Raw genomic sequence first — 23,315 nt, 5'->3', positions numbered from 1 at the left:
AGGCCTAGGTGGCTCGGGTTAGTAGCACTTCTGGCAAGCTCGTTTGCCCATGTCTTGCGCGGCACTCACCGACATGGCACGCACCTCGTGGGTGCAGCGGTTCAGGCCCGCGCAACCGTCGGACGAGTGGTAGGCTACCGATGATTTGCTGATGCAGACATAAACGGTTTGCGCGCTGGCAGTAGCGCGGGCCTGCAGCATCTGCCGAACAACCGGCACGGGTGCACCCACCCACAGCAAACTGGCTACGAGTAAAGCTTTGATCATAAATGAGGAGCTGGGCGGTTGACATCGGTGCGGCAGTGCCAACCTAGGGATTCGCCATATCATCAACAAATATTGCAATACACATATACTAAAATCCGTGCTAGCACGGAGCAGTGAAGGTGTTGTGCTTGGTAGCCTGGTTGGCAACCTAGGGCACACGGCAGGTCGTGTAATACAGAGTGCTGGTATCAGGCAACTTGGCGTTGCGATAGTCGATAAACCCGCACGAGCTTACTACCTTGGTAGCTGCACTATGCTATTGCCACCTAGGCCATGCTCTCCGCCGATAAGCCCCATTACTTCGATTCGTATGTTACCCATCTGCCCACGCCGGAGCATGCTGCTGAGCTGCCAGGGCCTACCGAAGCTTCGCAACACCCAGACCGCCTCAACCGGGTGATGATTAGCGGGGCCAGCAAACTGCTGCCGCTGGTAAACTTGCTCGATTCGGTGCAGCGGCAGTTGGCGCAGGAGTCGGTGTTTCACATCCGCCGCAAGAACATGCAGGCCCACTTAGCCGAAGCCTACGCCGAGCTACGGGCCGAGCGGCCCCGACGCGAGGCGCTCAGCCAAGCCATTCATACCCTTACTGAGTTGGTGCAGGAGGAAATCCGCGACATCCACCGCGACGAGGTGAAGCAAGCCGCCAAGGAGGTGGCTCTGGCTACACTCAGAAACGCGCCGGCTCTTATAAAAGCGGCGCAGCAGGCACGCCTGCTGTCCTGAGCCAAGTACACCCAAGCCATCACCGCGGCTAGCCTAGCAGCCTCATTTGTAGCTGGTATGCCCGTACCGCCATTTCGGCGTTTGCCTGTTCTCAATTTTTGTACTTCAATCATTACTACTGCATCAATGAAGCAACTGGTACTTACCCTCGGCCTGCTATTGGGCATTGGCGGCATGGCAGCTGCGCAAGTAACCCCGCCTACTCCGGCTACCGCGCAGCAGCGCGTTCGAGTTGATCAGAATTCTGTAGTAAACGATGAGCAAGGCCAGCGCTTGCCGTACGCGGTGTGGAGTGCCATGTTGGCGTCGGGCACGTTCAAGCTGACGAGTGCGCCCAATTATACGCCGGCCAACCCCGTGTTCGTGGTAGTGTCCCAAACGGCCGAAGAGCGCGCTGCCCAATTGGCGCGCATGCCTGCACCCGAGGAAAGCCCGTTCTTTAAGACCGGGCAAGCCATGGCCCCTTTCAAAGTGTGGGACATCAACGGCAAGAAGTACGACAGCAAAGAGCTGCTCGGCAAGGTGGTGGTGCTCAACTTTTGGTTTATCGGGTGCCCGCCCTGCCGCCGCGAAATTCCCGACCTCAACCGCTTGGTAGAGCAAAACGCGCAACGCCAGGACGTGGTGTTTCTGGCCGTGGCCCTCGACGAGAAATTCGCCATTCAAAAGTTCATCAAGGAAAACCCGTTTGCCTACGCCCAAATACCCGGTGCCCGGGCTATGGCGCAGCGGTACGGCATCAGGGCCTTTCCTACCAATGTGGTGCTCGACAAAGAAGGCAAGGTGGTGTTCCATGCCCTTTCGCACCCCAACATTGCCGGCTTCATGCAAAAGGCTATTGATGGAACGAAGTAAGGCTGTGCCGACTGCCTTGACATATACCTAGGAAGTGAGCCACATCGGCGTGATGGGCCAACCTGCAAAGCGTTGGGGAAAAGGCATTAGCTCCTATTTGTAGCCAACCTCGCCGTGCAGCGGTTTGCTTAAACTGGCTTACCCCCTGCCCGCTGACAACCGCCCGCGCAAAAAAAAACGCCCGGATTGCTCCGGGCGTTTTTTGCTGTAGCAAACGGCTTTGCTTTACCCGCAGTGCGGTGTGCCGAGCTTGCCGTTGTTGTACGCGTCAAGCTTATCGGTGAGCGTGCTGGTGGCCGAAGGAGCCAGGTAGCCACCGTTCAGGATGTTGCGGTTGCCGATTAGCGCATCGGCCTGGTTGATGCTTGTAGATATAGCGGCCGGGTTGGTGCCATTGGCCACGTTGAGCTTCGCGGCAATCAACTGGTGCGCCAGCGAAACCAAGCCGTTGCCTTTTACCGGCGTTTTCAGGATGCTGAGCAACTGCTCCTTGGTGTAGGTAACCGAGCCGAGCGTGAGCGAGCTAACCGGCCATGCATTGGGGTGGTTTTTCCAGTAGCCCTGGGTGTAGGTGCACTGGTTGGTGGGCGGCGGTGTGGTACTGCGGCAGAACTGCAAATTATCCACGCCGAACGACCCACCTACGATTACCCGAATGGCGCTAACGCCAGCCACGTTACCTAGGCTAACAACGGCCACCCCGTTGGAGCCCGTCGATGGAAAGTCGACGGTGCTGATGAGCGCTCCGCTGCTGTTGTAGAGCTCGGCCTTGCCGTACTCCGCCTCGGCACCTTCAATATCAATTACAGTGATGGAGGTAGCCGTTACGGTGCCAATATTGCTGAAGTTAAAGCGCATCCAACCGGCCTCCTCACCCGTTCGGAAGTCGTCGTCGTTGGGCTCCGACACGGGGTACTCCTTGTAGTTGTGCAGCACGGCCAGCTTGCCCAGCGCCTTGTCGTTGATGTACGGCCCGCTGATGCCCGCGTCGCCGGTGCCGGTGCCACCGTGCACCCAGTTGGGCGTACCTAGGTCGTTGTCTTCGGGACTGGAAAGCGGATTGGTATTGAACACAATAGCCGCGTTGGAGCGCTGCGGCTCGGCATAATGCGGGTTATAGCTCGTAACCGGTACTACTACCCCATTGGCCGTGGTTACTTGCTGCAACAACCCCGAAGCATTTTCAAAGTTGATGACATCACTTACGCAGCTGGTAGCTGCGGCTGTTGCAGCTGCACCTTTGGCAGCAAGCCCGCTCGGTTCAACTTCGTGTTTCTGACAGCTAAAAACGGAAAGCGCGCATGTAGCCACGCCCAACAATAGAGAATTTCTCATGTGGTTGGTGGTTGATTGGAAAATAGGTGGTAGTGCTGTAGTGGCCTGGAGCAACCGCGGCATATTGCTAAAGCTTCAAACAACACAATTTTTTATTGCATGTGTACTATAATAACCTTACTAAGTTGCTGTTAGCCATGAAATAATTGCAATTTTTATAACATTGTCGATATTTTATATAAACTTATCAATCAACAGAATTACCACAGGGCAGCTTGTATTAGGCTTTGCTGCAACTACTTGGCAAAGCATACACTTTCATCTGCTACCTACTTTTGCTTCACCAATTGCTTAATCCGCTCTACCCAACGCGGCTCCTGCACTTCGTCTTCGAGCAAGAAAGCGTAGGCGTGCAGGGCCGGCACGTGCGAGCATACAATGCGGATAACGGCCAGCAATGGCTCAAACAATATCATGCCCGGTATGCCCCACAGCAGCTCGCCCGCTACAATGGCAATGATGGTAAAAATGGGACTCAGGTTGAGGCGCGAGCCCATTACTAAGGGCTCGATGATGTTGTTATCGATAACCTGCGCGGCCACCAGCACGCCTACCACCGGCAGCACCTGCCCCGACGAGCCGCTTACCAATGCCATGGTAAGCGGAAAAAACGCCCCAATAAACGCCCCTACGTACGGAATGAGCGTGGGCAATACGGCAATCAGGCTCAGCAGCAAGGCATTTTTCAGGCCGACGATGGAAAAGCCGATTAAGTAGAACACGGCCAGAAACAACATGGAAAGCAAGCGCCCCGAAATGTACTGCCCGGCTACCTTGGTTATTTCGTCGAGCATCTGGCCCACCTCGGCGCGACGCTCGTTGGGCCCCAGCTGCAGGAAGAACTTCCGGAGTTTGTCGCGGCCCCAAATCAGGAAAAACAAGTACAGCAGCACCAATATAAAACCACTGAGCAGCCCGCCAATGCCCTTAAGCGACATGGTAAGGAAGCGGTTGGCCGACTGCGCCAGCTTGCCTACCTGCTCCTGCACAAACCGGATTTGCTGCTCGGGCGCCACGCCAAACTGCTGCTGAATCCATTGCTGCGCCTGTGCCAGTAGTTGCTGCAGCTTTTGCTGAATTTGCGGTAACTGCTCGGAAATGTTGGCCGCCTGCGCCCCAACGATAAAGATGCAGCCGCCCACAAATGCGAGCAGCAACAACAGGCAGATTAACGCCGCGCCCACCCGCCCTAGGTGCCACCGCTCGAGCCGCCGCGCTACCGGGGCCAGCAGCATGGCCAGCACCGCCGCAAACGCCAGCGGAATCAGGAAAACCCGCCCGAAGTACAGCACTGCCACGCTAAGCACGAGGAGCAGCAATACTTGGTTGGTGTGGCGTAACGAGAGGTTGCGCAGCGGCATATGCAGGAATGTTTATATACGCCTGCATACGGCCTTGCCCTGCCTGCGGCTGTCGAGGTGGGCGCTATTTTTTACCTAAGGCGGGTTGCCTTCTTCCTTCTTGTGGCTGTTGCGGCCTTTTGTCTCCTCGCGGTTGCGCTGGCGCAGAACAATGAGCGCATCTGAATTGGGGACGTTGTAGGCTGGCACTGGCCTTACCAAACCTGACGGGGAGCAATGTTGCTCTTGATGTGCACACCTATGATGAACTTGTGGCTGCTCCAACCACCAATGGCTAACAGCCAGCCATGACTTGGTTTTTAGGCGAAAGCTGCTCGGAGGCGGGTATTGGCCAGGCAGTGACTGAAGCGGATGAAACGGTCCTGCTGCGCCGACCTTCGGTTCGGTCAGTGGACGTAAGTTGAAGCAGTATATTCAGAAAAAGTAACTACGACTTCTCAGGCGCACGCTAATGCAGCGTAAAAGAGAAAGCCCCCGTTACAAGGGGCTTTAGCATGTGGCAAAAGCAGGCTCGGCCACTACCGCACCGGGTACCGACGCCGCCAGATTTTGTACCAGTGCTTATTGGCGGGGTAGTGCCGTGCGCTAGTGAGGTTGTTGAAGATGAGTGCCACCACAAGGAGTAGCACAGCTCCCGTGAGTACCGGCATCAGCACGTACCAATACCCCAGGGCTTTCACCTCTGCCGAGCCCAGGTTGGCAATAAGCGCGGTGGCTCCGCCGGGTGGGTGCAGCGTTTTGGTAATCTGCATGAGTACAATCGACAGCGAGGCCGACAGCGCCGCTGCCAGCCACAGCTCGTGGGGCACTAGCCTGTGCACCGTAACGCCCACAATGGCACTTAGCACATGCCCGCCCAGCAGATTGCGCGGCTGCGCCAGCGGACTATTGATTACACCGTAAATCAGCACGGCCGAAGCCCCAAACGAGCCCACCAGCAACAAGGTATCGTGCGGGCCAAGCAGCAGGCGGTTGAGCAAACCAATGAGGGCAATACCGGTAAAAGCGCCCAGAAACGTCCAGAAATGCTCTCGGTAGTCAAACAGCGTTTCTTCGTATACAATCAGCTTTACCCGGCGGGCGTGCCCGCGCAATCTTCTTCGCATGCTCCTGCCAGCGACGCATCGTCGCACCTAGATTTGCCCCAAAGTTAGGCAACGCGCGGTACCTCGCCAGGTCTTTGCTGTCCGGCTCACGTTATTCACCTAGGCCCGGATTATCGGCCCTTAGTCATGGTACTGGCTTATGAATTGGCACGACCACCGCTACTTGGCCACCGGCAGCCCCCGTCAACAGCAAGCCTATGCGGTGTTGCTGCAGCTCGGTGTGTGGCACACGCTCCGGGCCTACTCGCCCGTGTTGGCCGGCACCATTCCGCTAGGTATCGATACGCCCACCAGCGACCTGGACGTGATTTGCGAAGTACCCGACAACGAGCAGCCGCGGTTTGCGGCCCTGCTGCATCGTGCCTACGCACACCTTGCCGGGTATAGCCTGCGCCACAAATCTGTGCGTGGGCAGTCATCAGTGGTGTGCGGGTTTGAGTTCGGCGGGTTTGCCGTGGAGGTCTTCGGGCAGGGCCGACCTGTACGGCAGCAGTATGCCTACCGGCATCTGATAGTGGAGCATGCCTTGTTGCAAGCCGGTGGAGCAGCGTGGCTTGAAGCTGTGCGGGCACTTAAGCTGCAGGGTCTGAAAACAGAGCCAGCGTTTGCGCAGCTTTTGCAACTGCCCGGCGACCCATACGAGGCACTTCTGACACTCGAAGGAAAATCATCCGAGGAGCTTGCGACCTACCTGGCTTCGCTTTCGCCGCAAAAGCAAAAATAGCTTGCCCAACCCCCGAAAAGCTCAGGGCATTTCAAGACGCGCCGAAACGCGGGATAGTGCTATCACCTTACCGCTACAAGGCGCCTTAGATCTTAACCAGAGAGGATCGGCACCCAAGCTGTTGAGTATAAATATAGGCATAACACATTACTATTGATAATAATATATTTATGACAACAACCCAACAGTAAAGTTTCCGTTTAGAGTATATCTGCACACCTATATACTATCCTATGCCAACACTTTTTCGCATTACCCTCATAGTCTTGCTAAGTGCAACTTTACCTTGCATTGCCTACGCGCAACAGGGCGGCCGGTTCTTCGGATTCTCAAGCGCTAAGTCGTCGAAAATATCCGTGCCACTGCTGGTTCCCAACGGCGCTTTAAGCCTAGAGGCGTGGGTGTATTACACGGGCGCCAGCTACACCTCCGGCAAGAGTCACCATACCATTATGGAGTTCGGAAACGACACGCCGTGGTTTGGCGTGAACGGCTTCGGGCAGCTGGAGCTTTTTAATGTAACGGCGGGCGGCTCGGTGCCCATACGTGCCTGGACGCACGTAGCCTACACCTGGGACGGCACCGATGGAGCCCTGTTCGTGAACGGTACGCAAGTAGCCTCCTCCAAGAAAGCCCCCTGGACGCTGCCCACCGCCAGTAACCTAGGAATCGGCTACAACGTGGACGACACCGGTTGGGAAGGCTTTATCGACGAGGTGATGGTGTGGAAGGACGACCGCAGCGAAGAAATCCTGACCGATATGCAAAGCGGTGTGGCCGTGCCGCCAGCCGAGTTGCTGGCTTACTTCCGCTTTGAGGATGCGCCGGGCCAAACCGTGGCCAATCAGGTAAGAACCGGCCCTGCTGGGGTACTGGGCTCTACCAATGCGCCCGAAGAAAACGACCCCGTGCAAACTACCTCGGTCATAACCAGCAACCGCCGCAGCATCGAGGCAGGCATGCAGCTCCAGGCCGCCTACCCCAACCCCATTGCGGCCGATGGCGCGGTGGTGCCTTTTTCGCTTAGCCGCAACGCCCATGTGCGCCTTTCGGTGCTCGACCTGGCAGGTCGCGAAGTAGCCGTGCTGCTCGATGCCGCCCGCCCCGCAGGCAGCCACGCCATACGTTTCGAACGGGCGGGGCTGGCAGCCGGCATGTACGTGTGCCAGCTCAGCATCGATGGGCAGCGGCTTACCCGAAGCTTGCTCGTGCAATAGCTAAGCCCAAACACGGCGCTTCGTGCGGTTGAGCAAAAGAGAATGTAGTGCCGCAGGTAGCCAGCGTGACAAAACCACGGCTGGCCACCTACCTTTGGGCTCACATTTTCTTGCCATGACGCTTACCTGGATTACCAAGCCCTTTGCCGAGCTTACCCTAGCCGAACTGTACGACCTGCTGCAACTGCGCAGCGAGGTATTTGTGGTGGAGCAAACCTGCGCATTCCAGGACATCGACGGCATGGATCAGCAAGCTTACCACCTGCTGGGTTATTCGCCCGAAGGCCAGTTGGCGGCCTACGCCCGCTTGTTTGAGGCGGGCCGCTCCTACGAGCAGGCCAGCATCGGGCGCGTGGTAGTGAGCCCAAAGTACCGGCGCTACGGCCTAGGCCGCGAGCTGATGCAACAGGCCATTACCCAGTGCGAACAGTTGTTTGGCCCGCAGGCCATAAAAATCGGGGCGCAGTACTACTTGCGCGCCTTCTACACTAGCTTCGGCTTCGAGCAGCTCGATGACATTTACCTGGAAGATGGCATAGAGCACATTCATATGCTGCGTTCCTAGCGGTACTTCCGGATTCTGATTGCCCCCAAACACCCGATGCCCTAGCGCCTGCACGTGCAGGCGCTAGGGCATCGGGTGTTTGGGGCGTTAGTGTATGGTCAGTCGGCTTCTTGTACACATGAGGTAACTAGAAACTACAGATCTATGGCAATATTTAAATTTTATGTTTATATTATCATATCGTTAAAACATCAGCCACCATCGCTATGCACCACACATTCATTGTAGAGCGGTACCGTTTGCGCCGCCACGAGGCCGCCGATCGGATACTCCCAGCTTGGGTTAGCATTGCAACTGTGGGCGTAGGCATGCTAATACCACTGATTGCCCTCGTAATGGAGGCACTGCAACGGCTGTAGCAACTTAAGCGCTTAGCACAAGCTAGGCTGCTTGGCTCATGTGGGTGGCTTGCGGCGTGGCCGCAGTGCTCCGGATGCGCTTCAGGGCTTTGTGCACCGTAAGCGTGCAAATTCGGTCGGTGTGGCCGAGTTCCACGATGCGTTGCGCCAGCAAGGCAAGCGTCCAGCGTTTGCCTTTGGCCGGGGCCTGCCCCTGCGTGAGTTTTCGCAACAGGGTTTCGAGCTCGGGCGTGAGCTTGTTGGGCGCACCGCAACGGGGTACCTCGTGCAGATAGCCGCGGAACCCTTGCTGCGAGTAGGCGCGGCGCATGCTGTACACGCGGTCGATGCTGAGCCCCAGGATGTCGGCCGAATCCTGCGCGGAGAAATCAGCCAGCCAATGCTGCAGCACAATGGCGCGGTTGCGCTGCTGTTTGGAGAGCGTTTCGGAGTTGATAAAGTCGGCTAGGTATGCCTGTTGCTTGCGAGTAAGCTGTAGGGTGTAACGGTGACGGCCCATTGGTAACGGATGACTAAGAGCTAACGATGTGTGTTGGGTGGGGAAGACACAGGGTCGGTTGGCAAAAGCACCCACTCGCTACAAGGCATTCGCGGCCCATGCCTCGCGCTTTAGCGGCTGCTCACTTGCCAAATGTAGGCGACTGAAATTTTCTGTGCAAACGTTTGCATAAATCATGCGTCAGCTTCTTCCTTGCACCAGCTCCCGTTAGCGGCGGGCGGCGGCGTTAATGCTGGCTGTTGCTGCGAAAACCTAGTCGCGGGTATTACTTGTTATTACTTGCAAAGCAGGCGGTACCGAAGTCATGCCGCTTCAGTGCTCGTTTTAGCCGAACTTGCAGGCTCATTTCTTACTTAGCACTCCCCAGTGGCTACTCGTCGCGCCTCCATATCAGACCTCGCCAAGCAGCTCAACCTGTCGGTTTCCACCATCTCGCGGGTGCTAAACAACCACCCCGCTATCAGCGACGCTACCAAAAAGCGGGTGTGGGAACTGGCCAAGCAGCTCAACTACCAGCCCAACCACTTAGCGGCCGCTCTGCGCAAAGGGCGCAGCAACACCCTAGGTGTCGTGGTGCCGCACATCGATGGGCACTTCTTCGCGTTGGTGCTCAAAGGCATCGAAACCATTGCCAACCTGGCGGGCTTCAACGTGATGATCTGCCAATCGAACGAAAACGAAACCCACGAAAAGAAAAACATTGCTACCCTGCTGAACGCGCAGGTTGATGGCATTCTGGTGTCGGTGTCGCTTACTACCCGCGACTTCAGCCACTTTGAGGAGGTGCGCCGGCGCAACATTCCGCTGGTGTTCTTCGACCGCGTGATGGAAACGCCCGATGCCAGCGCCGTGGTGCTCGACGATTACCAGGGCGCTTACCAGGCCGTGTCGCACCTCATTGAGCAAGGCTGCACGCGCATTGCGCACCTAGGCGGCCCGCAGCACGTGAATATTTGCCAGAACCGCTACCGCGGCTACCAGGATGCATTGCGCGCCCACGGCGTTGCCTACGACGAGGCCTTGGTACACTTCTCCAACCTCTCGATGCAAGACGGCCTCGACGGCATGGAGCAGTTGCTGCAGCAGGCGCCCAAGCTCGATGCCGTGTTCGCGGCCAATGATTTGTCGTTGGTGGGTGCCATGCAGGTGCTAAAGCGGTATGGCTTGCGCGTGCCCAATGATGTGGCACTGGCGGGCTTCAGCAACGAGTTATTTTCGTCGCTTACCGAGCCCAAGCTGACTTCGGTTGATCAGCGGTGCGAAGAGATGGGGCGCACGGCCGTGCACTTGTTGCTCGAGCTGATGACACAGCACGAAAACGAGGAGAAAGCCGTTGGGCGGCAGATTACGCTGCAGCCCGAGCTGCTGATTCGGGGGTCGTCGGAGCGGGTGCCAGCGGCCTAGGTAGCCGCCGGCCTGCCCGGTATGGTTAGTTCAGGAATACCTCGGCCACCACGGCAAAGCGGTGCGGCGCAAAAGCGTTGTAGTAAGGCGCTTCGGCCCGAAAGCCGAGCACATGCACAAGCTCCATCCCTTCGAGCTTGCTCGTCACCAAGCGCACGGGGTACACCTTGCCTTCCTCCGGCCAATCGCCCACGTGGTTGCCGGGGCGGTTGTCGGCGTCGATGCAAATGGCGTAGTGCAGAACGGGCTCCAGCCGCGTGGCTTCGGCCAGGGTGAGGTTGGCTACTTCGTAAGACATAACGGCAAGATAAGCCTTCTGCCGACAGATAGGTTCCCCCACCAAGCCCCGCAAGCTACCACACAGGCAATGAGCCGCTTTCATTCGGAAAGCGTATATCAGCTAGCCTCAGCAGGGCAAAAAAGGCTGCCCGAGCGGCCCCATGTAGGCTCAGGCGCAAGCGGCGGGCCAATGTTGCCATACCCCACAAAGAGGCGTGCCCTTACTTGCTCCCTAGGTTAGGCGGCTGCTTTGGCACCTAGGGCACCGCAAGCAAACTACTCGCGCCCGATTGGGTTACACACCTGCACCTCCTCCACCCTGCTGCATGGCTACCAACGGCTGCCCTTGGGCCGATAAAAACCCGTTACTGCGCGCGTTTCACGACCACGAATGGGGCGAACCGGTTACCGACGCCGACATCCTGTTTGAGTACCTAGTGCTGCACTCCTTCCAAATCGGCTTCGATTTTCCGGTGGTGCTAAGCCGCCGCGAGGCGTTCCGGGAGTTGCTGGCTGGCTTCGCTCCCGAACGCATTGCCCGCTTTACGCCCGATGACGTTGAGGAACTGCTGCAAAACCCGCGCATCCTGCGCAACCGCCGCAAGCTGGAGGCTACGGTGCAAAACGCGCAGGCCTGGCTAAAGCTGCGCCAAGCACTTGGCAGCGACCTAGGGATTCTGCGCTTTTTCTACGGCTTTGCGGGCGGATACCCGCTCAATAACCAACGCAGCCCCGACAACCCGCCGCCGCTCTCCACCCCTGCCAGCGAAGCCCTCAGCAAAGAGCTGAAACGGCGCGGTTTTAAGATGACAGGCCCCGCTACCTGCTACAACCTTATGCAAACCGCTGGGCTGGTAAACGACCACTTGCTGAGTTGCCCGCGCCACGCCGAGTGCCTGCAGTTGGCTGCCGGTTTTAATCTGGCTACTAGCCCCTAGGGCTTGCTCTTTCTGGGTGTTCGGCTCTTTGCCTACCTGAGCAACCGCAAGTATTTGTAGATTAAGCCGCCGCCCTGTAGGGGAGTTGGCCTAGCCGCAACCAAATTACCTACCGCCATGCTCGATTTAGTAATTGATGCCCGGCCGGCTGCTATTAGTGCCGGGTTCAACGTGCGCCGTATTTTGCCTTTTCGCATGCGCCGCATGGTGGGGCCGTTCATTTTTATGGACCACGCCGGGCCCGTAAATCTCGCCCCCGAGCAACTCACCAATCTCGATGTGCTGCCCCACCCCCACATTGGGCTTTCTACGGTTAGCTACCTGTTTGGCGGGCAAGTTACCCACCGCGACAGCCTGGGTGTGGAGCAAATCATCCGGCCCGGCGAGGTAAACTGGATGACGGCCGGCAGCGGCATTGCCCATTCCGAGCGCTTCGAAGACCCCGCCACGCTGGCCGGCGGCAGCCTCGAGATGATTCAGACGTGGGTGGCCCTGCCCGAGGCCGACGAGGAAACCGCGCCCTCCTTCGTGAACTACCAGCCGCACGAGTTGCCTGTGTTTACCGATACGGGCGTATGGATGCGCCTGATTGCCGGCAACGCCTACGGCCTGCGCAACGACGTGCGCACGCACTCCCCCCTGTTTTACTTGCACGTGGTGCTGCAACCCGGCGCCCGATTTGGGCTTCCGCAGGGCCATGCCGAGCGCGGCGCCTACGTGGCAAAGGGAAGCGTGGAAGTAGGCGGCCGCACTTACACGGCGGGGCAGTTGCTGGTTTTCACGCCGGGCCAAGACCCCATTCTGCTGGCCCGCGAGGCCAGCACCCTGATGCTGCTGGGCGGCGAACACGTCGGCGACCGGTTTATCTGGTGGAACTTTGTGTCGTCGCGGCGCGAGCGGATTGAGCAAGCCAAAGCCGACTGGGAAGCCGGCCGCATTGCCCTGCCGCCCAACGACAACGCCGAGTTTATTCCGCTGCCGCAAGACCGCAGCAAGCCCGCCGGCACCGCAGCCCCCGAGCCGTTATCCTGAGCCCTAGGTGCCCACAAAAAGCTTAGTCTGCAGCTTTGGCTTCGGCTTCTTCTAGCTGCTGCTCGTGCTCCTCGGCGGTGGGGCGGCCATGCTTGCGGTCCAGCCAATTCATGATGGGCGTGGCCAGTACGCCGTGCAAGGTTATCGACAACAGCATGCTGAAGCCCAAGATGGCCCACAGTTCTTCGCCATTGTCGAAGTTGCCTTTCTCCAAAGCAAAACTCAGGTAGAAAACCGAGCCAATACCCCGGATGCCGAAAAAGGCTATAACCCAGCGCTCGGCGTTGTTTACCTGCTTGTCGCCCAGCAACGTGAGGTAGCCTGCCAGCGGCCGCAGTACCAGCACCAGCAACAGCCCAATGGCCGCGCCTTCCCAGGTAAGGGGCTTCAGCAAACCGCTTGCTATGCTACCGCCAAACAGCACCAGAATCACCACAATCAGCACGCGTTCCATCTGGTCGGTAAAGGCGTGCATGTGGCGATGGTACTCGTGCTTACGTTCGCGACTACGCACCGTAATGGCGGCCACAAATACTGCCAAGAAGCCGTAACCGTGCAGAAGCTCAGTGGCACCGTAGCTAATAAGCGTAATAGCCAGCGCTACAAAGCCGTAGCCGCTGGGCCTAATGCTGATGCGCTTAGGCAGATTGAAGATGAGATAAGAAAGCAGCTTGCCCGAGAGCCAGCCTAGCCCAATACCCGCCGCCGTGCGGTACAGCACATCGTACCAAGCCCACTGCAGCACCCGATCGGAGAGCGGCTCGGCGGCCGGCAACAAGGCAATGGCCAGGTACACGAACGGGAAGGCCAGTCCATCGTTCAGGCCCGCTTCGCCGGTTAGGGCAAACCGTACGTTGTCTTCGCGGCCTTCGCCGGGGTCGCCGACTTGCACATCGCCGGCCAGCACGGGGTCGGTGGGTGCCAGCGACGCAGCCAGCAGCACCGCCGAGGCTATGCTTAAGTTGCTCAGGCCCCAAGCGGCGGCCGTTAGCCCCCCGATGGTAAGTGTCATCAGCACCAACACCAGCAGCAGCGGCGTGCGCCAGGTACGAATGGAAAACGGCCGGTCGATTTTGAGCCCAGTGCCAGTGAGGGCCACGATTACGCAGATTTCGGACAGATGCGTCACCAGCTTTTTGTGCAGCAGCGGCTCGGCGGCGGGCCAATCGAGCGGCAAGGCATACACGCCTAAACCCAAGGCGATAAACAGAACGGGGTACGAAAGCGGGTACTTGGCCAGCAACGAAGGCAACCAAGACACGCCCAGAATGGCTATGCCGAGCACAGCCAGCATTACAGGGTAAATCGACATCGGCAGCGGTGTGGTAGAGCCACTTTGCGGTAGCAAGGCGACGCTACTGCCTACGTACTTCCGGGCGCAATGGTCAACTGGCGGGCTTGGTCCCACTCCGCTAGCTGTCAATGCGTGCGCGCCTAGGTGGGTTTTGGTGGTCGGCTGAGTAGCACCTAGGTCAGCATACACCGCGCTCAAACAACCTGCAGCGTAGCGGTGCGTCGGTAGCTACCCAATGCTGCGTTTCCGCTAATTTGAGCGCCTGCGGCTAGCCTTGGCCTCAGCATCGTTCAGCTCACAACCTTATCTTACCCGAATGCGAATCCTTACTGCCTCGTTGTTGCTCGGCACTCTGCTGCTGACGGCGGCTGCAGGCCCCACCGATACCACCCCGGTTGAGGCACTTAAACAGCAGGCGCTGAAAGACCTCGAAGGCAACTACGCCGATTACCGCAAGGTGGCCTTACAAATTTGGGACTACGCCGAGGTAGGCTACAAAGAAACGCGCAGCTCGGCGCTGCTGCAGAAAACGCTGCGCGCCAATGGCTTCAACGTGCAGGCCGGTGTGGCCGAAATACCGACGGCGTTTGTGGCTACCTACGGCAGCGGCGAACCGGTAATTGGCATTTTGGCTGAGTTTGACGCCCTGCCGGGTTTGTCGCAGCAGGCTGCGCCGGCCAAGCAAGCCGTGGCGGGCAAAGATGCCGGCCACGGTTGCGGGCACCACCTGTTTGGCGCGGCCAGCGTGGCGGCGGGCATCGAGCTGAAGAAGCTTATCCAGCAGCACAAGCTAAAAGGCACCATAAAAGTGTACGGTACGCCCGCCGAAGAAGGCGGCAGCGGCAAAGTGTACATGGTGCGCGACGGGCTTTTTAAGGACGTTGACGCCGTGGTACACTGGCACCCCGCCAACGAAAACCGCGCCATGCTCAACAACTACTTGGCCAACTCATCGGCTAAGTTTCGCTTCAGGGGCGTATCGGCGCACGCGGCCATGGCGCCCGAGCGCGGCCGCAGCGGCCTCGATGCCGTGGAGGCCATGAACCACATGGTGAACTTGATGCGCGAACACGTGCCGCAGGAGACCCGCATTCACTACGTAATTACGAGCGGCGGCAAGGCCCCCAACGTAGTGCCCGATTATGCCGAGGTGTATTATTATGTGCGCCACCCCAAAAAAGACGATGTGGCCGCCATTTTTGCCCGCGTGGTGAAAGCGGCTGAAGGCGCCGCCCTAGGTACCGGCACCTCCATGGAGTACGAAGTCATTGGCGGGACCCACGATCTGCTGCTCAACGAAACCCTGGCCAAAGCACTGCAGCAAAACCTCACGCGCGTGGGCGGTGTGCAGTACACGCCGCAGGAGCAGGAGTTCGGCCGCAAAATTCAGGCTTCGTTTGGGTTTCCGGCGCCCCCGCTTGAGGCCGCAGCAGCTATCAGCCCCTACACCATGCACGAGGGCGGTGGCAGCACCGATGTGGGCGATGTAAGCTACACCGTGCCCACCGTTGGCCTGGAGGCGGCCACGTGGGTACCCGGAACCGCCGCGCACAGCTGGCAGGCCGTGGCGTGCGGCGGCACCGAAATCGGCACCAAAGGCATGCTCGTTGCGGCCAAAACCATGACCCTTACGGCCCTCGATTTGCTTACTAATCCTGCCTTGCTCAGCCAAGCTAAAGAGGAGTTCAAGCAGGACATTGGCAGCTACCAGTACAAGCCTTTGCTCGGCAACCGCAAGCCCGCGCTGAACTACCGCGACTGAGTCATGCCTGTAGCGCGAACTTGGTAGTGCGCGTCCACAGGTACTAGCTTTTGATGTTGCTCGAAACACAAACGCCTAGGTATCGACCTAGGCGTTTGTGTTTTGCAGTTGGGGTTGCCTGTTTGCTACGGCCTGACCTACACCTGCGCCAGCACTTGCTCGTGCGTGCGGGGCAACGACGACTCGCGCACAATCAGTTCGGGCTTCAGGATAACGTGCGGCGGCGTGTAAGCGGGGCCACGCTTCAGCAGCTGCAGAAACAGGCGTACGGCGGTTTCGCCCATTTGCTCGGCCCGCTGATCTACTACAGTCAGGCGCGGCTGCGTCATCAGGGTAAAGGGCTCGTTGCTGAAGCAGTCGAGGGCTACGTCCTGCGGCACGCGCAGGCCGTGTTCGCGCAGCACTTCCAAAGCACCTACCGTGGGAATGGCGTAGGCGGCAAAAATACCGTCGAAGTTGGCTTTGAGGCTCAGCAGATACTCCATGGCTTCGCGGCCGGCCTCGTGCGTGAGGGCCGGCAGCGAAAACACCCACTGCTCTTCGAAGGGCAAGCCGTGGGCGCGCAGGGCTTCACGGTATCCCAAATAGCGGTTATGGCTGGTGTTAAGGTGCTGCGGACCGGCCAAGTGGCCTATACGCGTGCAGCCTTGCTCGATGAGGTGCGTGGTGGCCTGGTAAGCGCCCTGAAAGTCGTCGAGGATGACGGCCATGCTTTGCTCCAGTTCGGGCACGCGGTCGAAGAACACCAGCGGCGTGCCGTGGCGCCGCACCTGCTCGAAGTGCGCTACCTCTTTGAATGTGGTAGCCGATACCGAAACCAGAATGCCTTCTACCTGCGCGTCGAGCAGGGCCTCTACGTTTTGCTGCTCACGCCCTAGGTCCTCGTTGCTCTGGCACATCATCACCTTAAAGCCCTCCTGCGTAGCCACCTTCTCGATGCCGTTCATCACGGCCGGGAAGAAGTACCCTTTGATGTGGGGCACAATTACCCCAATGGTTTGGCTGCGGCCCTTGCGCAGGGCAGCGGCCAGCTGGTTGGGCCGGTAGTTGAGCTCCTGCGCCAACTGCTGCACCCGTGCCTTGGTTGCGTCGCTGATGTCCTTGTGATCGGACAACGCACGCGAAACCGTGGAGGTAGAGAGGTTGAGCTGGCGGGCTATATCCCGGATAGAAGCGTGAGGCTTTTTGGCTGACATAGGAGGACGGGGTAAGCAATAGGAAACCGCACGTCGGTTATGCAAAATTCATAACCTGCAGCCGGTTCGGAAACACGCAAGCCGGAATACAAGATAAAACCTGCATAGTTTTTTTATCGCACCGCGGATGCAAACATGCAAAACTGCTTGAAATAGGCGAGTTTACCTAGGTCAAATCGAACTCACAGCTGCGGCATTTTGCTTTGCTTTCGTATGGAGTATTTCGTTGCAACGAACTCGGTAGTGCGCACCATCTGGGGCAAGTCCGATACGGTGCTTTTCATTTTTGCGGGCTCAGCGGCCGAGTTTGCGCTGAACAAGGCCGTTGATTGGCTGTATTTCACGGGTAAGCTGCCCGCCGATCCGCTGGGCCGCTTGTTCTCGACGGTGGAGTATGCCCGCCGCATTGTGTTTGCTCCGCGCGACGCCGCCGAACGTGCCATCGATACCATTGCCGCCATACATGCCGGCGTGGAGGCCAAGCGCGGCGCGGCCATCCCCGACTGGGCCTACCGCGACGTGTTGTTCATGCTCATCGATTACTCTATCAGGGCCTACGAGTTGCTGGAGCGCCCCCTTACCCTGCCCGAGAAACAAGAAGTGTTTGACGTATTCGGGCGCGTAGGCCAACGCATGGGCATACCTGGCCTGCCGGCTACCTACCAGGCGTGGGTACCCATGCGCGCGCAGCACCTTGCCGAACACCTCGAGCACAGCCGCTTCAGTACTGACTTGTACCGGCAGTACCGCCGTCACCTAGGGGCTTTGCGCTACCAGCTGCTGCGGCAAGCTCAGCTGATGGTAACGCCCCCGCAGGTGCGCCGCTTGCTGCCGCTGGGCAAGCTTCCGTGGCTGCGGCCGGTGGTGCCGCTGTACCGCCACACGCAGCATCTTAAGCTTAGCCAGTGGGCCAAAACCGGCCTGCTGCCCGCCGAGTACCGCGCCCAAATCCTGGCCCTCAACCACGAGCCTAGCTACCAAAGCCAAAGCACCTAGGCCACGCGCTCCAGGCTGCTCCGCTCCCAAGCGGCCAGCTCGGCGGCGGCCTCGTAGGTGCTTTGCAAGAACTCGAGCACCAACTGCCGCGGCTCGGTTGCCGTGCGCACCGCCTCGTAGGGTAGCAAAAACTCGCCTAACTCGGTGCTGAAGTACGCCTGCGCAGGCTGCACCGGAGCGTTGGCAAAGCCGGCAGGCGCGGGGTACGCATAGCTGTAGAAGGCGGCTTCGGCTCCGTTGCCGCCCGGCCACCAGCCCGCGCTGCTCACCTCGGCCGAGTAGGCTTCGCGCGTAACCCAATCGGCCAGGTTGGGCACCCCGCCGGGGTGCGGCGGAGCGGGCCGGCCCGAAAACCGCGTAACGGCCATATCAAACGAACCCCAGAAAAAGTGCACCGGGCTGCACTTGCCCACAAACCCGCTCCGGAACTCGTTCAGCACTTCGTCGCTGAGGAGCAGCACTTGCCAGAAGCGCTCCACGGCAGCGGTGTCGTAGGTGCGGTGGTACTCATCGAGGGCAAAAGGCGTAGCGTCTTCAACCTCAACCGGCACGGGCCAAATTTGCACCTCCACGCCAGCCTGCCGCAGCAGCGCCCGGTAGCGCCGGTAAAACTCGGCTACCGAGCAGGCCTCGAGGGGAAGCTCCAGGGTTGAGCCAGCGCTGGTGTGCAGCCGCAGCCGGTGCTGCCGAAAATCGAACACCACCTCGCAAGCGCCGCCACTGTATGGCATGGAGCCCGTTGATAGGCCCCTGGGCGTGACGTAAAGCGGCACCTGCCACCAGTGGTTGAGCATGGGGCACAACGCCAGGCGCGTTTTGCCCACAATCTGCGTCCAGCGGTGCAGGGTTTCGCGGGTATCGGTCCAGGAGGCGGCGGGCAGTGCAGGCCAAACCTGGGTGCGGGGCAGGGCGGCGGCAGGTAACGAGCTCATGGCGTTGGGGTTGGTAACACCTAAGAAGATCGGAAATTTTAGGATGCGAAACATCTGTATACTGCTTATTCCGAGCATCATACCTGCATTTCCCTTGCCTGATTAAGACCGAGCAGAAAGCCAGCTAGCGGCGTACCATCCAACCCGATTTTGGTACGGTGGCGCTTGCGTTAAAAAGCACATCGGCCCTGCTGCCTAAGCTTTGTCGCATTGATCATCATCATTGCTTTCGGCGTTGCGCTGTAGCATATTAAGGATGGCTGAGCAGCCGTTTTTCTGAAGATCAACCACTTGCCTTGTACTAGCAGTTATGGTTACGCCCACCCTCTGGTTTTACCTGCTGGTGCTGATGTTGGCGGCCATTGGCTGGCATCAGTACCGCTCGTCGCACAACGGCCCGTTTGTGTACTAGCCCCTCCCACCCCTAGGTGTTGCCGGCCTGCACCACAGCCAGCGGCACCTAGGCCTTGGCCTAATTGTAGCCTCAGGAACCATGCTTCCAGGGGTACGCTTGCCTGAACAGGATATGGTGCAACCCACTTCTAATATGATATTTATCAGCTAAGTCATTGACGGCCGTCATTCGGGCTCGCCGCACTTAGTTTCAACTTGCACGCAGCGTACGGCTTTGGCACCTGGGTTGCCGCGCTTGCACCTGTTGCGCCGTCCGCCGGGCAACGTTTTGATACTCGGCAGTTTCTACTCACCAAGAGTATTTCGCATGATTTATCGCAGCACCTGCAAAGTGCGTCAGCACTACGCCAAATCGGTTTACAACAACTCTGGGCAGCGCGTGGGTTTGCCGGCCCGCCAGTTGTGGCAAGCGGCGGGTAGCTACAGCTCGGCGCACGGCCACCACCTCAACGACACCCTGACCGAAGCCGAAGGCCTGGCGCGCAACAAATACGCCAACGGCTTGTACGGCGGTTCTTTCTAATTCCTTATTCCGCTGGCACCTAGGGAAGCGCTGGTTGGTTGCGGCGCGGCTCGTGTCTTCTCCACTTCTGTTACGCACACTGCTATGGGCCCCACCTTCATCGTAATTACCAACTTTTACCCGGCGGCCCGCACGGCACTACAGTACGCCGATGCCTTGGCAAGCAGCCAAGGCGGCCGGCTGGTGCTGCTCCACATCAACCGCGCCTCGCTCTACGATCCTTATGTGTTTGCCGGCGAGGCCTGGCGCCGCAACGAGCTTGAGCAATCGGCCGATACGGCCGCGCTGCTCAACCAACTGGCCGCGCAGCTGCGTAGCCCTGCCACCGTGGAGCTCACCACCGATTTGCTGCCTGAGCTAGCCCAGGACCTGGCCGTGCGCTACCAACCAGCCGTGTTTGTACTTGGGTTACCCGCCGCCAACCAAAACACCACCCCGGTAGGCACGGCTGCCCTCGAGCTGCTGCGGGCAGCCCAGTTGCCGTTGCTGCTGGTGCCCGTGGGCACCCCGGCAATACCGCCGCAGCAAGTGCTGGTAGCTGCCGACCGCGAAGCCTTTGCCCTGGGTAGTGCGGCGGCTGGCACGGCAGCCCTGCTGCGCAACCTCGGCGCCGAGCTTACGGTGGCGTACGTATCGGAGGTGGAAGACGACGGCGGCTGCACCAGCGCCCTCCGGGCCGTGCAGCACAGCGGTTTGGCCGATGGCCACACCTTGTACTTGCGGGGCTACCTCAACAGCAATTGCGCCGAGGGTTTGCTGGAGGCTCAAGTTGAAACCGGTGCCGATTTGCTGCTGCTACTTGCCCGCAGCCGCAGCTACCTAGGCGAGGTTTTTCATCGGAGCGTAACGGCCCAGGTAATTGCTACTGCGCCCGTGCCGGTGCTGGTGGTGCCCGTAACCGAGCCACAGCCCGCCGAGCCACAACCCGCAGCCTACCAACCCAACAACAACAGCCTGCTCATGCCCGAAGCCTAACGGCACTATGGCCCCAACGCACACGCGGCGCCCCTAGGTACCTAGGGGCGCCGCGTGTGCGTTGGGGTGTATGGGGTGGTGCTACTCAGCCCGCAGGTTTTTGATAGGGTTGGCCGTAGCGGCGCGCACCGCCTGGTAGCTCACGGTTAGGAAAGCCACCGTGCCAGCAGCAACGGCTGCCACCACAAAGGCCCACAACGGCATGTCGATACGGTAAGCAAAGTCCTGCAGCCACTCGTGCATCACGTACCACGCCACCGGAAAGGCAATAATGGCCGCCACCAGCACCAGCTTCAGGAACTCCTTCGAAAGCAGCCCCACAATAGTCGATACATCGGCGCCGAGCACTTTCCGAATGCCGATTTCCTTTTTGCGGCGCTCGGCGGCGTAGGTAGCCAGGCCAAACAGCCCCAGGCAGCCCACAAAAATGGCAATGCCCGTAAACACCCACAGCAGCGTGTTCAGCTTGTCCTCGGCGCGGTACATCTCCTCGAAGTTGTCGTCAAGGAACTTGTATTCGATGGGGCTTTCGGGGCTGAACTTGGCCCACACTTGCTTCACGCCATCCACCGAGCTGCCGAGGTTGTCGGCTCGCATTTTTACGGCCACTTTCCAGTATGCATCAGGAAAGATTTGCAGCACGGCCGGCTCCAGCTTGTCGTAGAGGCTCTTGTAGTGGAAGTCCTTAACCACCCCGATAACCTTGCCCACTTTCAGCGAGTCGGGGTTGCGGTCGTTCCACACCTCCCACTCCACCGTTTTACCTAGGGCTTGCTGCGGCGTACCAAAGCCGAGCTCCTTTACGGCCGTTTCGTTGATGATGAAGGCGTGGTCTTTGTCGGTAGTTAGCTCTTTCGAAAAATCGCGCCCGGCCACCAGCTGCAGGCCTAGGGTTTTGATGTAGTCGTAATCAACCATCAGCTGCGTTACCGGATGATCCTTCCGCTCGCCGTTGGCAGGTACGATGATGCCGTCGCCGGCTACTTGGTCGCCGGGGAATCCGTAGCCAATGCTGGCCGACACCACGCCGGGCACTTGCTTCAGCTCGTTCTTAAACGCCTCGTGCTGCTGGTTCATGTTTTGGCCGCGCATCGGGAAAAACATGATCTGCTCGCGGTTGAAACCCAGCTCCTTGTTGTGCAGGTACGACACCTGCCCGAACACCACCAAGGCGCAAATAATCAGGAACACCGACAAGGCAAACTGCACCACAATCAGTCCGTGGCGCAACCACTGCACTCGGCCAAAAATGCCATCGGTAACCACCGCGCTTTTCAGCACCTTTACGGGCTTAAAGCTCGATAGCACCAACGCCGGATAGAAGCCAGCCACCAGACCTACCACCACCGTCAGCAGCACCAGCACGCCTAGCAGCGCAGGGTTGGCGAGCAAATCAAATTCCATGGTTTTGCCCGTGAAGGCGTTGAGGGCGGGCAGCAGCAAGGAGGTAAATACCGCCGCCAGCACCACGCTCGCCAGCGTAAGCAGCACCGTTTCGCTCAGGAACTGCAGCATTAGCTGTTGCTGGCTGGCGCCAATGGTTTTGCGCACGCCTACTTCCTTGGCCCGCTGCATCGATTTGGCTGTGGCCAGGTTCACGAAGTTGAAGCCCGCAATGAGCAGGATGAACACGGCTATGAGGCTAAGCGCCTTCACGTAAGTGATATTGCCCTTCACCGACGAATCGTACTTGAAGTTGGAGGAGTACAGGTGGATTTGGTGCAGCGGCTGCAACACCGGTACGCTCGTCAGCTTCTCGTCGGGGGGCAGCGTGGGCTGTACTTTATCGTTCAGGTAGGCCCGCAGCTTGGCTTGCGTTTGCTTGGCATCGGCGCCGGGGCGGAGCTTCACGTAGGTGAAGAACTGCTGCCAACCCCATTTTTTCATGCGCTCGGCCGGTAGTTCGGCCGCCGCCAACGGTACGATGAAGTTGACTTTCAGGTGAAACTTATCCAGGCTGTTTTCCAGCACGCCCGTTACGTTGAAGGTCGACTTATCTACTTTAATCTCCTTGCCAATGGGGTTTTCGTCGCCGAAGAAGTTGCGGGCTACTTCCTCCGTCAGCACAATGGAGGTGGGCGCATTCAAGGCTTTGGCCGCCGAGCCGTACTTAAAGGGCAGCTGAAACACATCGAAAAACGTGGAGTCCACCATCAGGTCGTCTCCCACGTAAATCTTCTTGTCGCCTACTTCCAGCAGATTCACCGAATTCTGCATCAGTATGCGCATGGTTTGCTCCACTTCCGGAAACTCCTGCTTGAGCGTGGTAGCGAACATGGGCGCAACCGGCGCAAACGTTTCGGGTGCATCGGTTTTGGTCTGCTGGGTGTACACCCGGTAAATCCGTTCGCCGTCGGGCACGTTCTTGTCGAACTGCAGCTCGTCGTGCACAAACAGGCCAATCAGCAAGCAGGCCGTAATACCTAGGGCCAGGCCAGAGATGTTGATAAGGGAAAAGCTCTTGTGCCGTACCAAGTTGCGGTAGGCCACGAGGAGGTAGTTCTTGAACATGGCTGTGGAGGTTAAGCAGCTGATGCGTTAGCGAAGCCTGGGGCG

Annotated in this window: 23 protein-coding genes; 13 read left to right on the top strand and 10 right to left on the bottom strand. The window is 58.9% G+C overall.

Translation table 11 applies throughout. The annotated features are described in order from the left end of the window. Positions 1–18: 18 nt before the first annotated feature. On the bottom strand, positions 19–267 hold the full coding sequence (locus ASU33_RS08100; protein WP_059070033.1) for a hypothetical protein: 249 nt from the start codon (positions 265–267) through the stop codon (positions 19–21). 273 nt (positions 268–540) lie between these two features. Between ASU33_RS08100 and ASU33_RS08095 the strand changes: the two genes are divergently transcribed. Both ASU33_RS08095 and ASU33_RS08090 read left to right on the top strand, forming a co-directional pair. Then, positions 541–993 (top strand): hypothetical protein, encoded by a 453-nt coding sequence (locus ASU33_RS08095; protein WP_059070031.1) that lies wholly within the window; start codon positions 541–543, stop codon positions 991–993. Positions 994–1,119: 126 nt separating this feature from the next. Continuing rightward, a complete protein-coding gene (locus ASU33_RS08090) occupies positions 1,120–1,848 on the top strand; it encodes a TlpA family protein disulfide reductase (RefSeq protein WP_059070029.1) in 729 nt (242 codons plus the stop codon). Between the two features lie 225 nt (positions 1,849–2,073). On the opposite strand, the gene ASU33_RS08085 is transcribed toward ASU33_RS08090, so the two are convergent. The 3 genes from ASU33_RS08085 to ASU33_RS08075 form a co-directional block, all read right to left on the bottom strand. After that, positions 2,074–3,183 (bottom strand): hypothetical protein, encoded by a 1,110-nt coding sequence (locus ASU33_RS08085; RefSeq protein WP_149867107.1) that lies wholly within the window; start codon positions 3,181–3,183, stop codon positions 2,074–2,076. Between the two features lie 269 nt (positions 3,184–3,452). Continuing rightward, positions 3,453–4,544: an AI-2E family transporter gene (locus tag ASU33_RS08080; protein WP_149867106.1), complete on the bottom strand. Its 1,092-nt coding sequence runs from the start codon at positions 4,542–4,544 to the stop codon at positions 3,453–3,455. 518 nt (positions 4,545–5,062) lie between these two features. Continuing rightward, the gene (locus tag ASU33_RS08075; RefSeq protein ID WP_059070025.1) at positions 5,063–5,650 is read right to left on the bottom strand and encodes an HPP family protein; all 588 of its coding nucleotides are present in this window, start codon (positions 5,648–5,650) and stop codon (positions 5,063–5,065) included. 139 nt (positions 5,651–5,789) lie between these two features. Here ASU33_RS08075 and ASU33_RS08070 point away from each other — a divergent pair, with 139 nt between their 5' ends. The 4 genes from ASU33_RS08070 (at position 5,790) to ASU33_RS21450 (ending at position 8,515) form a co-directional block, all read left to right on the top strand. Beyond that, entirely contained in the window at positions 5,790–6,374 is a 585-nt protein-coding gene (locus tag ASU33_RS08070) for a DUF4269 domain-containing protein (RefSeq protein ID WP_059070023.1), read from the top strand. Between the two features lie 356 nt (positions 6,375–6,730). Next, on the top strand, positions 6,731–7,591 hold the full coding sequence (locus ASU33_RS08065; protein WP_059070021.1) for a LamG-like jellyroll fold domain-containing protein: 861 nt from the start codon (positions 6,731–6,733) through the stop codon (positions 7,589–7,591). Between the two features lie 115 nt (positions 7,592–7,706). Continuing rightward, positions 7,707–8,156 carry a GNAT family N-acetyltransferase gene (locus ASU33_RS08060; protein WP_059070019.1) on the top strand — a complete coding sequence of 150 codons (450 nt, stop codon included), beginning with the start codon at positions 7,707–7,709 and terminating at the stop codon, positions 8,154–8,156. Positions 8,157–8,362: 206 nt separating this feature from the next. Then, positions 8,363–8,515, top strand: coding sequence for a hypothetical protein (locus ASU33_RS21450; RefSeq protein ID WP_160328157.1), 153 nt, complete (start codon positions 8,363–8,365; stop codon positions 8,513–8,515). A 22-nt stretch (positions 8,516–8,537) separates the two neighbouring features. Here the strand turns inward: ASU33_RS21450 and ASU33_RS08055 are convergent, their stop codons facing one another. Continuing rightward, the gene (locus ASU33_RS08055) at positions 8,538–9,014 is read right to left on the bottom strand and encodes a helix-turn-helix domain-containing protein (RefSeq protein WP_059070017.1); all 477 of its coding nucleotides are present in this window, start codon (positions 9,012–9,014) and stop codon (positions 8,538–8,540) included. 366 nt (positions 9,015–9,380) lie between these two features. Between ASU33_RS08055 and ASU33_RS08050 the strand changes: the two genes are divergently transcribed. After that, complete coding sequence (locus tag ASU33_RS08050; RefSeq protein ID WP_059070015.1) at positions 9,381–10,418, top strand: LacI family DNA-binding transcriptional regulator; 1,038 nt, start codon at positions 9,381–9,383, stop codon at positions 10,416–10,418. Positions 10,419–10,443: 25 nt separating this feature from the next. On the opposite strand, the gene ASU33_RS08045 is transcribed toward ASU33_RS08050, so the two are convergent. Next, complete coding sequence (locus ASU33_RS08045) at positions 10,444–10,716, bottom strand: hypothetical protein (protein WP_059070014.1); 273 nt, start codon at positions 10,714–10,716, stop codon at positions 10,444–10,446. 307 nt (positions 10,717–11,023) lie between these two features. Here ASU33_RS08045 and ASU33_RS08040 point away from each other — a divergent pair, with 307 nt between their 5' ends. Next, a complete protein-coding gene (locus tag ASU33_RS08040) occupies positions 11,024–11,635 on the top strand; it encodes a DNA-3-methyladenine glycosylase I (RefSeq protein WP_059070012.1) in 612 nt (203 codons plus the stop codon). Between the two features lie 117 nt (positions 11,636–11,752). Beyond that, entirely contained in the window at positions 11,753–12,667 is a 915-nt protein-coding gene (locus ASU33_RS08035; RefSeq protein WP_059070010.1) for a pirin family protein, read from the top strand. 22 nt (positions 12,668–12,689) lie between these two features. On the opposite strand, the gene ASU33_RS08030 is transcribed toward ASU33_RS08035, so the two are convergent. Beyond that, entirely contained in the window at positions 12,690–13,979 is a 1,290-nt protein-coding gene (locus ASU33_RS08030; protein WP_059070008.1) for a cation:proton antiporter, read from the bottom strand. A 298-nt stretch (positions 13,980–14,277) separates the two neighbouring features. Here ASU33_RS08030 and ASU33_RS08025 point away from each other — a divergent pair, with 298 nt between their 5' ends. Then, a complete protein-coding gene (locus tag ASU33_RS08025; protein WP_059070005.1) occupies positions 14,278–15,723 on the top strand; it encodes an amidohydrolase in 1,446 nt (481 codons plus the stop codon). Positions 15,724–15,860: 137 nt separating this feature from the next. Here ASU33_RS08025 and ASU33_RS08020 read toward each other — a convergent pair whose 3' ends face one another. Then, complete coding sequence (locus ASU33_RS08020; protein ID WP_059070003.1) at positions 15,861–16,919, bottom strand: LacI family DNA-binding transcriptional regulator; 1,059 nt, start codon at positions 16,917–16,919, stop codon at positions 15,861–15,863. Between the two features lie 213 nt (positions 16,920–17,132). On the opposite strand from ASU33_RS08020, the gene ASU33_RS08015 reads away from it, so the two are divergent. Then, on the top strand, positions 17,133–17,915 hold the full coding sequence (locus tag ASU33_RS08015; RefSeq protein WP_059070001.1) for an oxygenase MpaB family protein: 783 nt from the start codon (positions 17,133–17,135) through the stop codon (positions 17,913–17,915). Here ASU33_RS08015 and ASU33_RS08010 read toward each other — a convergent pair. Next, positions 17,912–18,847, bottom strand: a complete 936-nt coding sequence (locus tag ASU33_RS08010; protein ID WP_059070756.1) for a DUF5996 family protein — start codon at positions 18,845–18,847, stop codon at positions 17,912–17,914. The genes ASU33_RS08015 and ASU33_RS08010 overlap by 4 nt on opposite strands. 721 nt (positions 18,848–19,568) lie before the next feature. Between ASU33_RS08010 and ASU33_RS08005 the strand changes: the two genes are divergently transcribed. Further along, positions 19,569–19,784 (top strand): hypothetical protein, encoded by a 216-nt coding sequence (locus ASU33_RS08005; protein WP_059069999.1) that lies wholly within the window; start codon positions 19,569–19,571, stop codon positions 19,782–19,784. Positions 19,785–19,868: 84 nt separating this feature from the next. Continuing rightward, positions 19,869–20,759 (top strand): universal stress protein, encoded by an 891-nt coding sequence (locus tag ASU33_RS08000; protein ID WP_059069997.1) that lies wholly within the window; start codon positions 19,869–19,871, stop codon positions 20,757–20,759. Between the two features lie 81 nt (positions 20,760–20,840). Here ASU33_RS08000 and ASU33_RS07995 read toward each other — a convergent pair whose 3' ends face one another. Continuing rightward, positions 20,841–23,270, bottom strand: a complete 2,430-nt coding sequence (locus ASU33_RS07995; protein ID WP_059069994.1) for an ABC transporter permease — start codon at positions 23,268–23,270, stop codon at positions 20,841–20,843. Positions 23,271–23,315: the final 45 nt, after the last annotated feature.

The sequence above is a fragment of the Solirubrum puertoriconensis genome (assembly GCF_001483135.1).
Taxonomy (GTDB): domain Bacteria; phylum Bacteroidota; class Bacteroidia; order Cytophagales; family Hymenobacteraceae; genus Solirubrum; species Solirubrum puertoriconensis.
The sequence above is the reverse complement of the archived record's forward strand: the minus strand, read 5'-3'. Positions and strand labels throughout refer to the sequence as shown.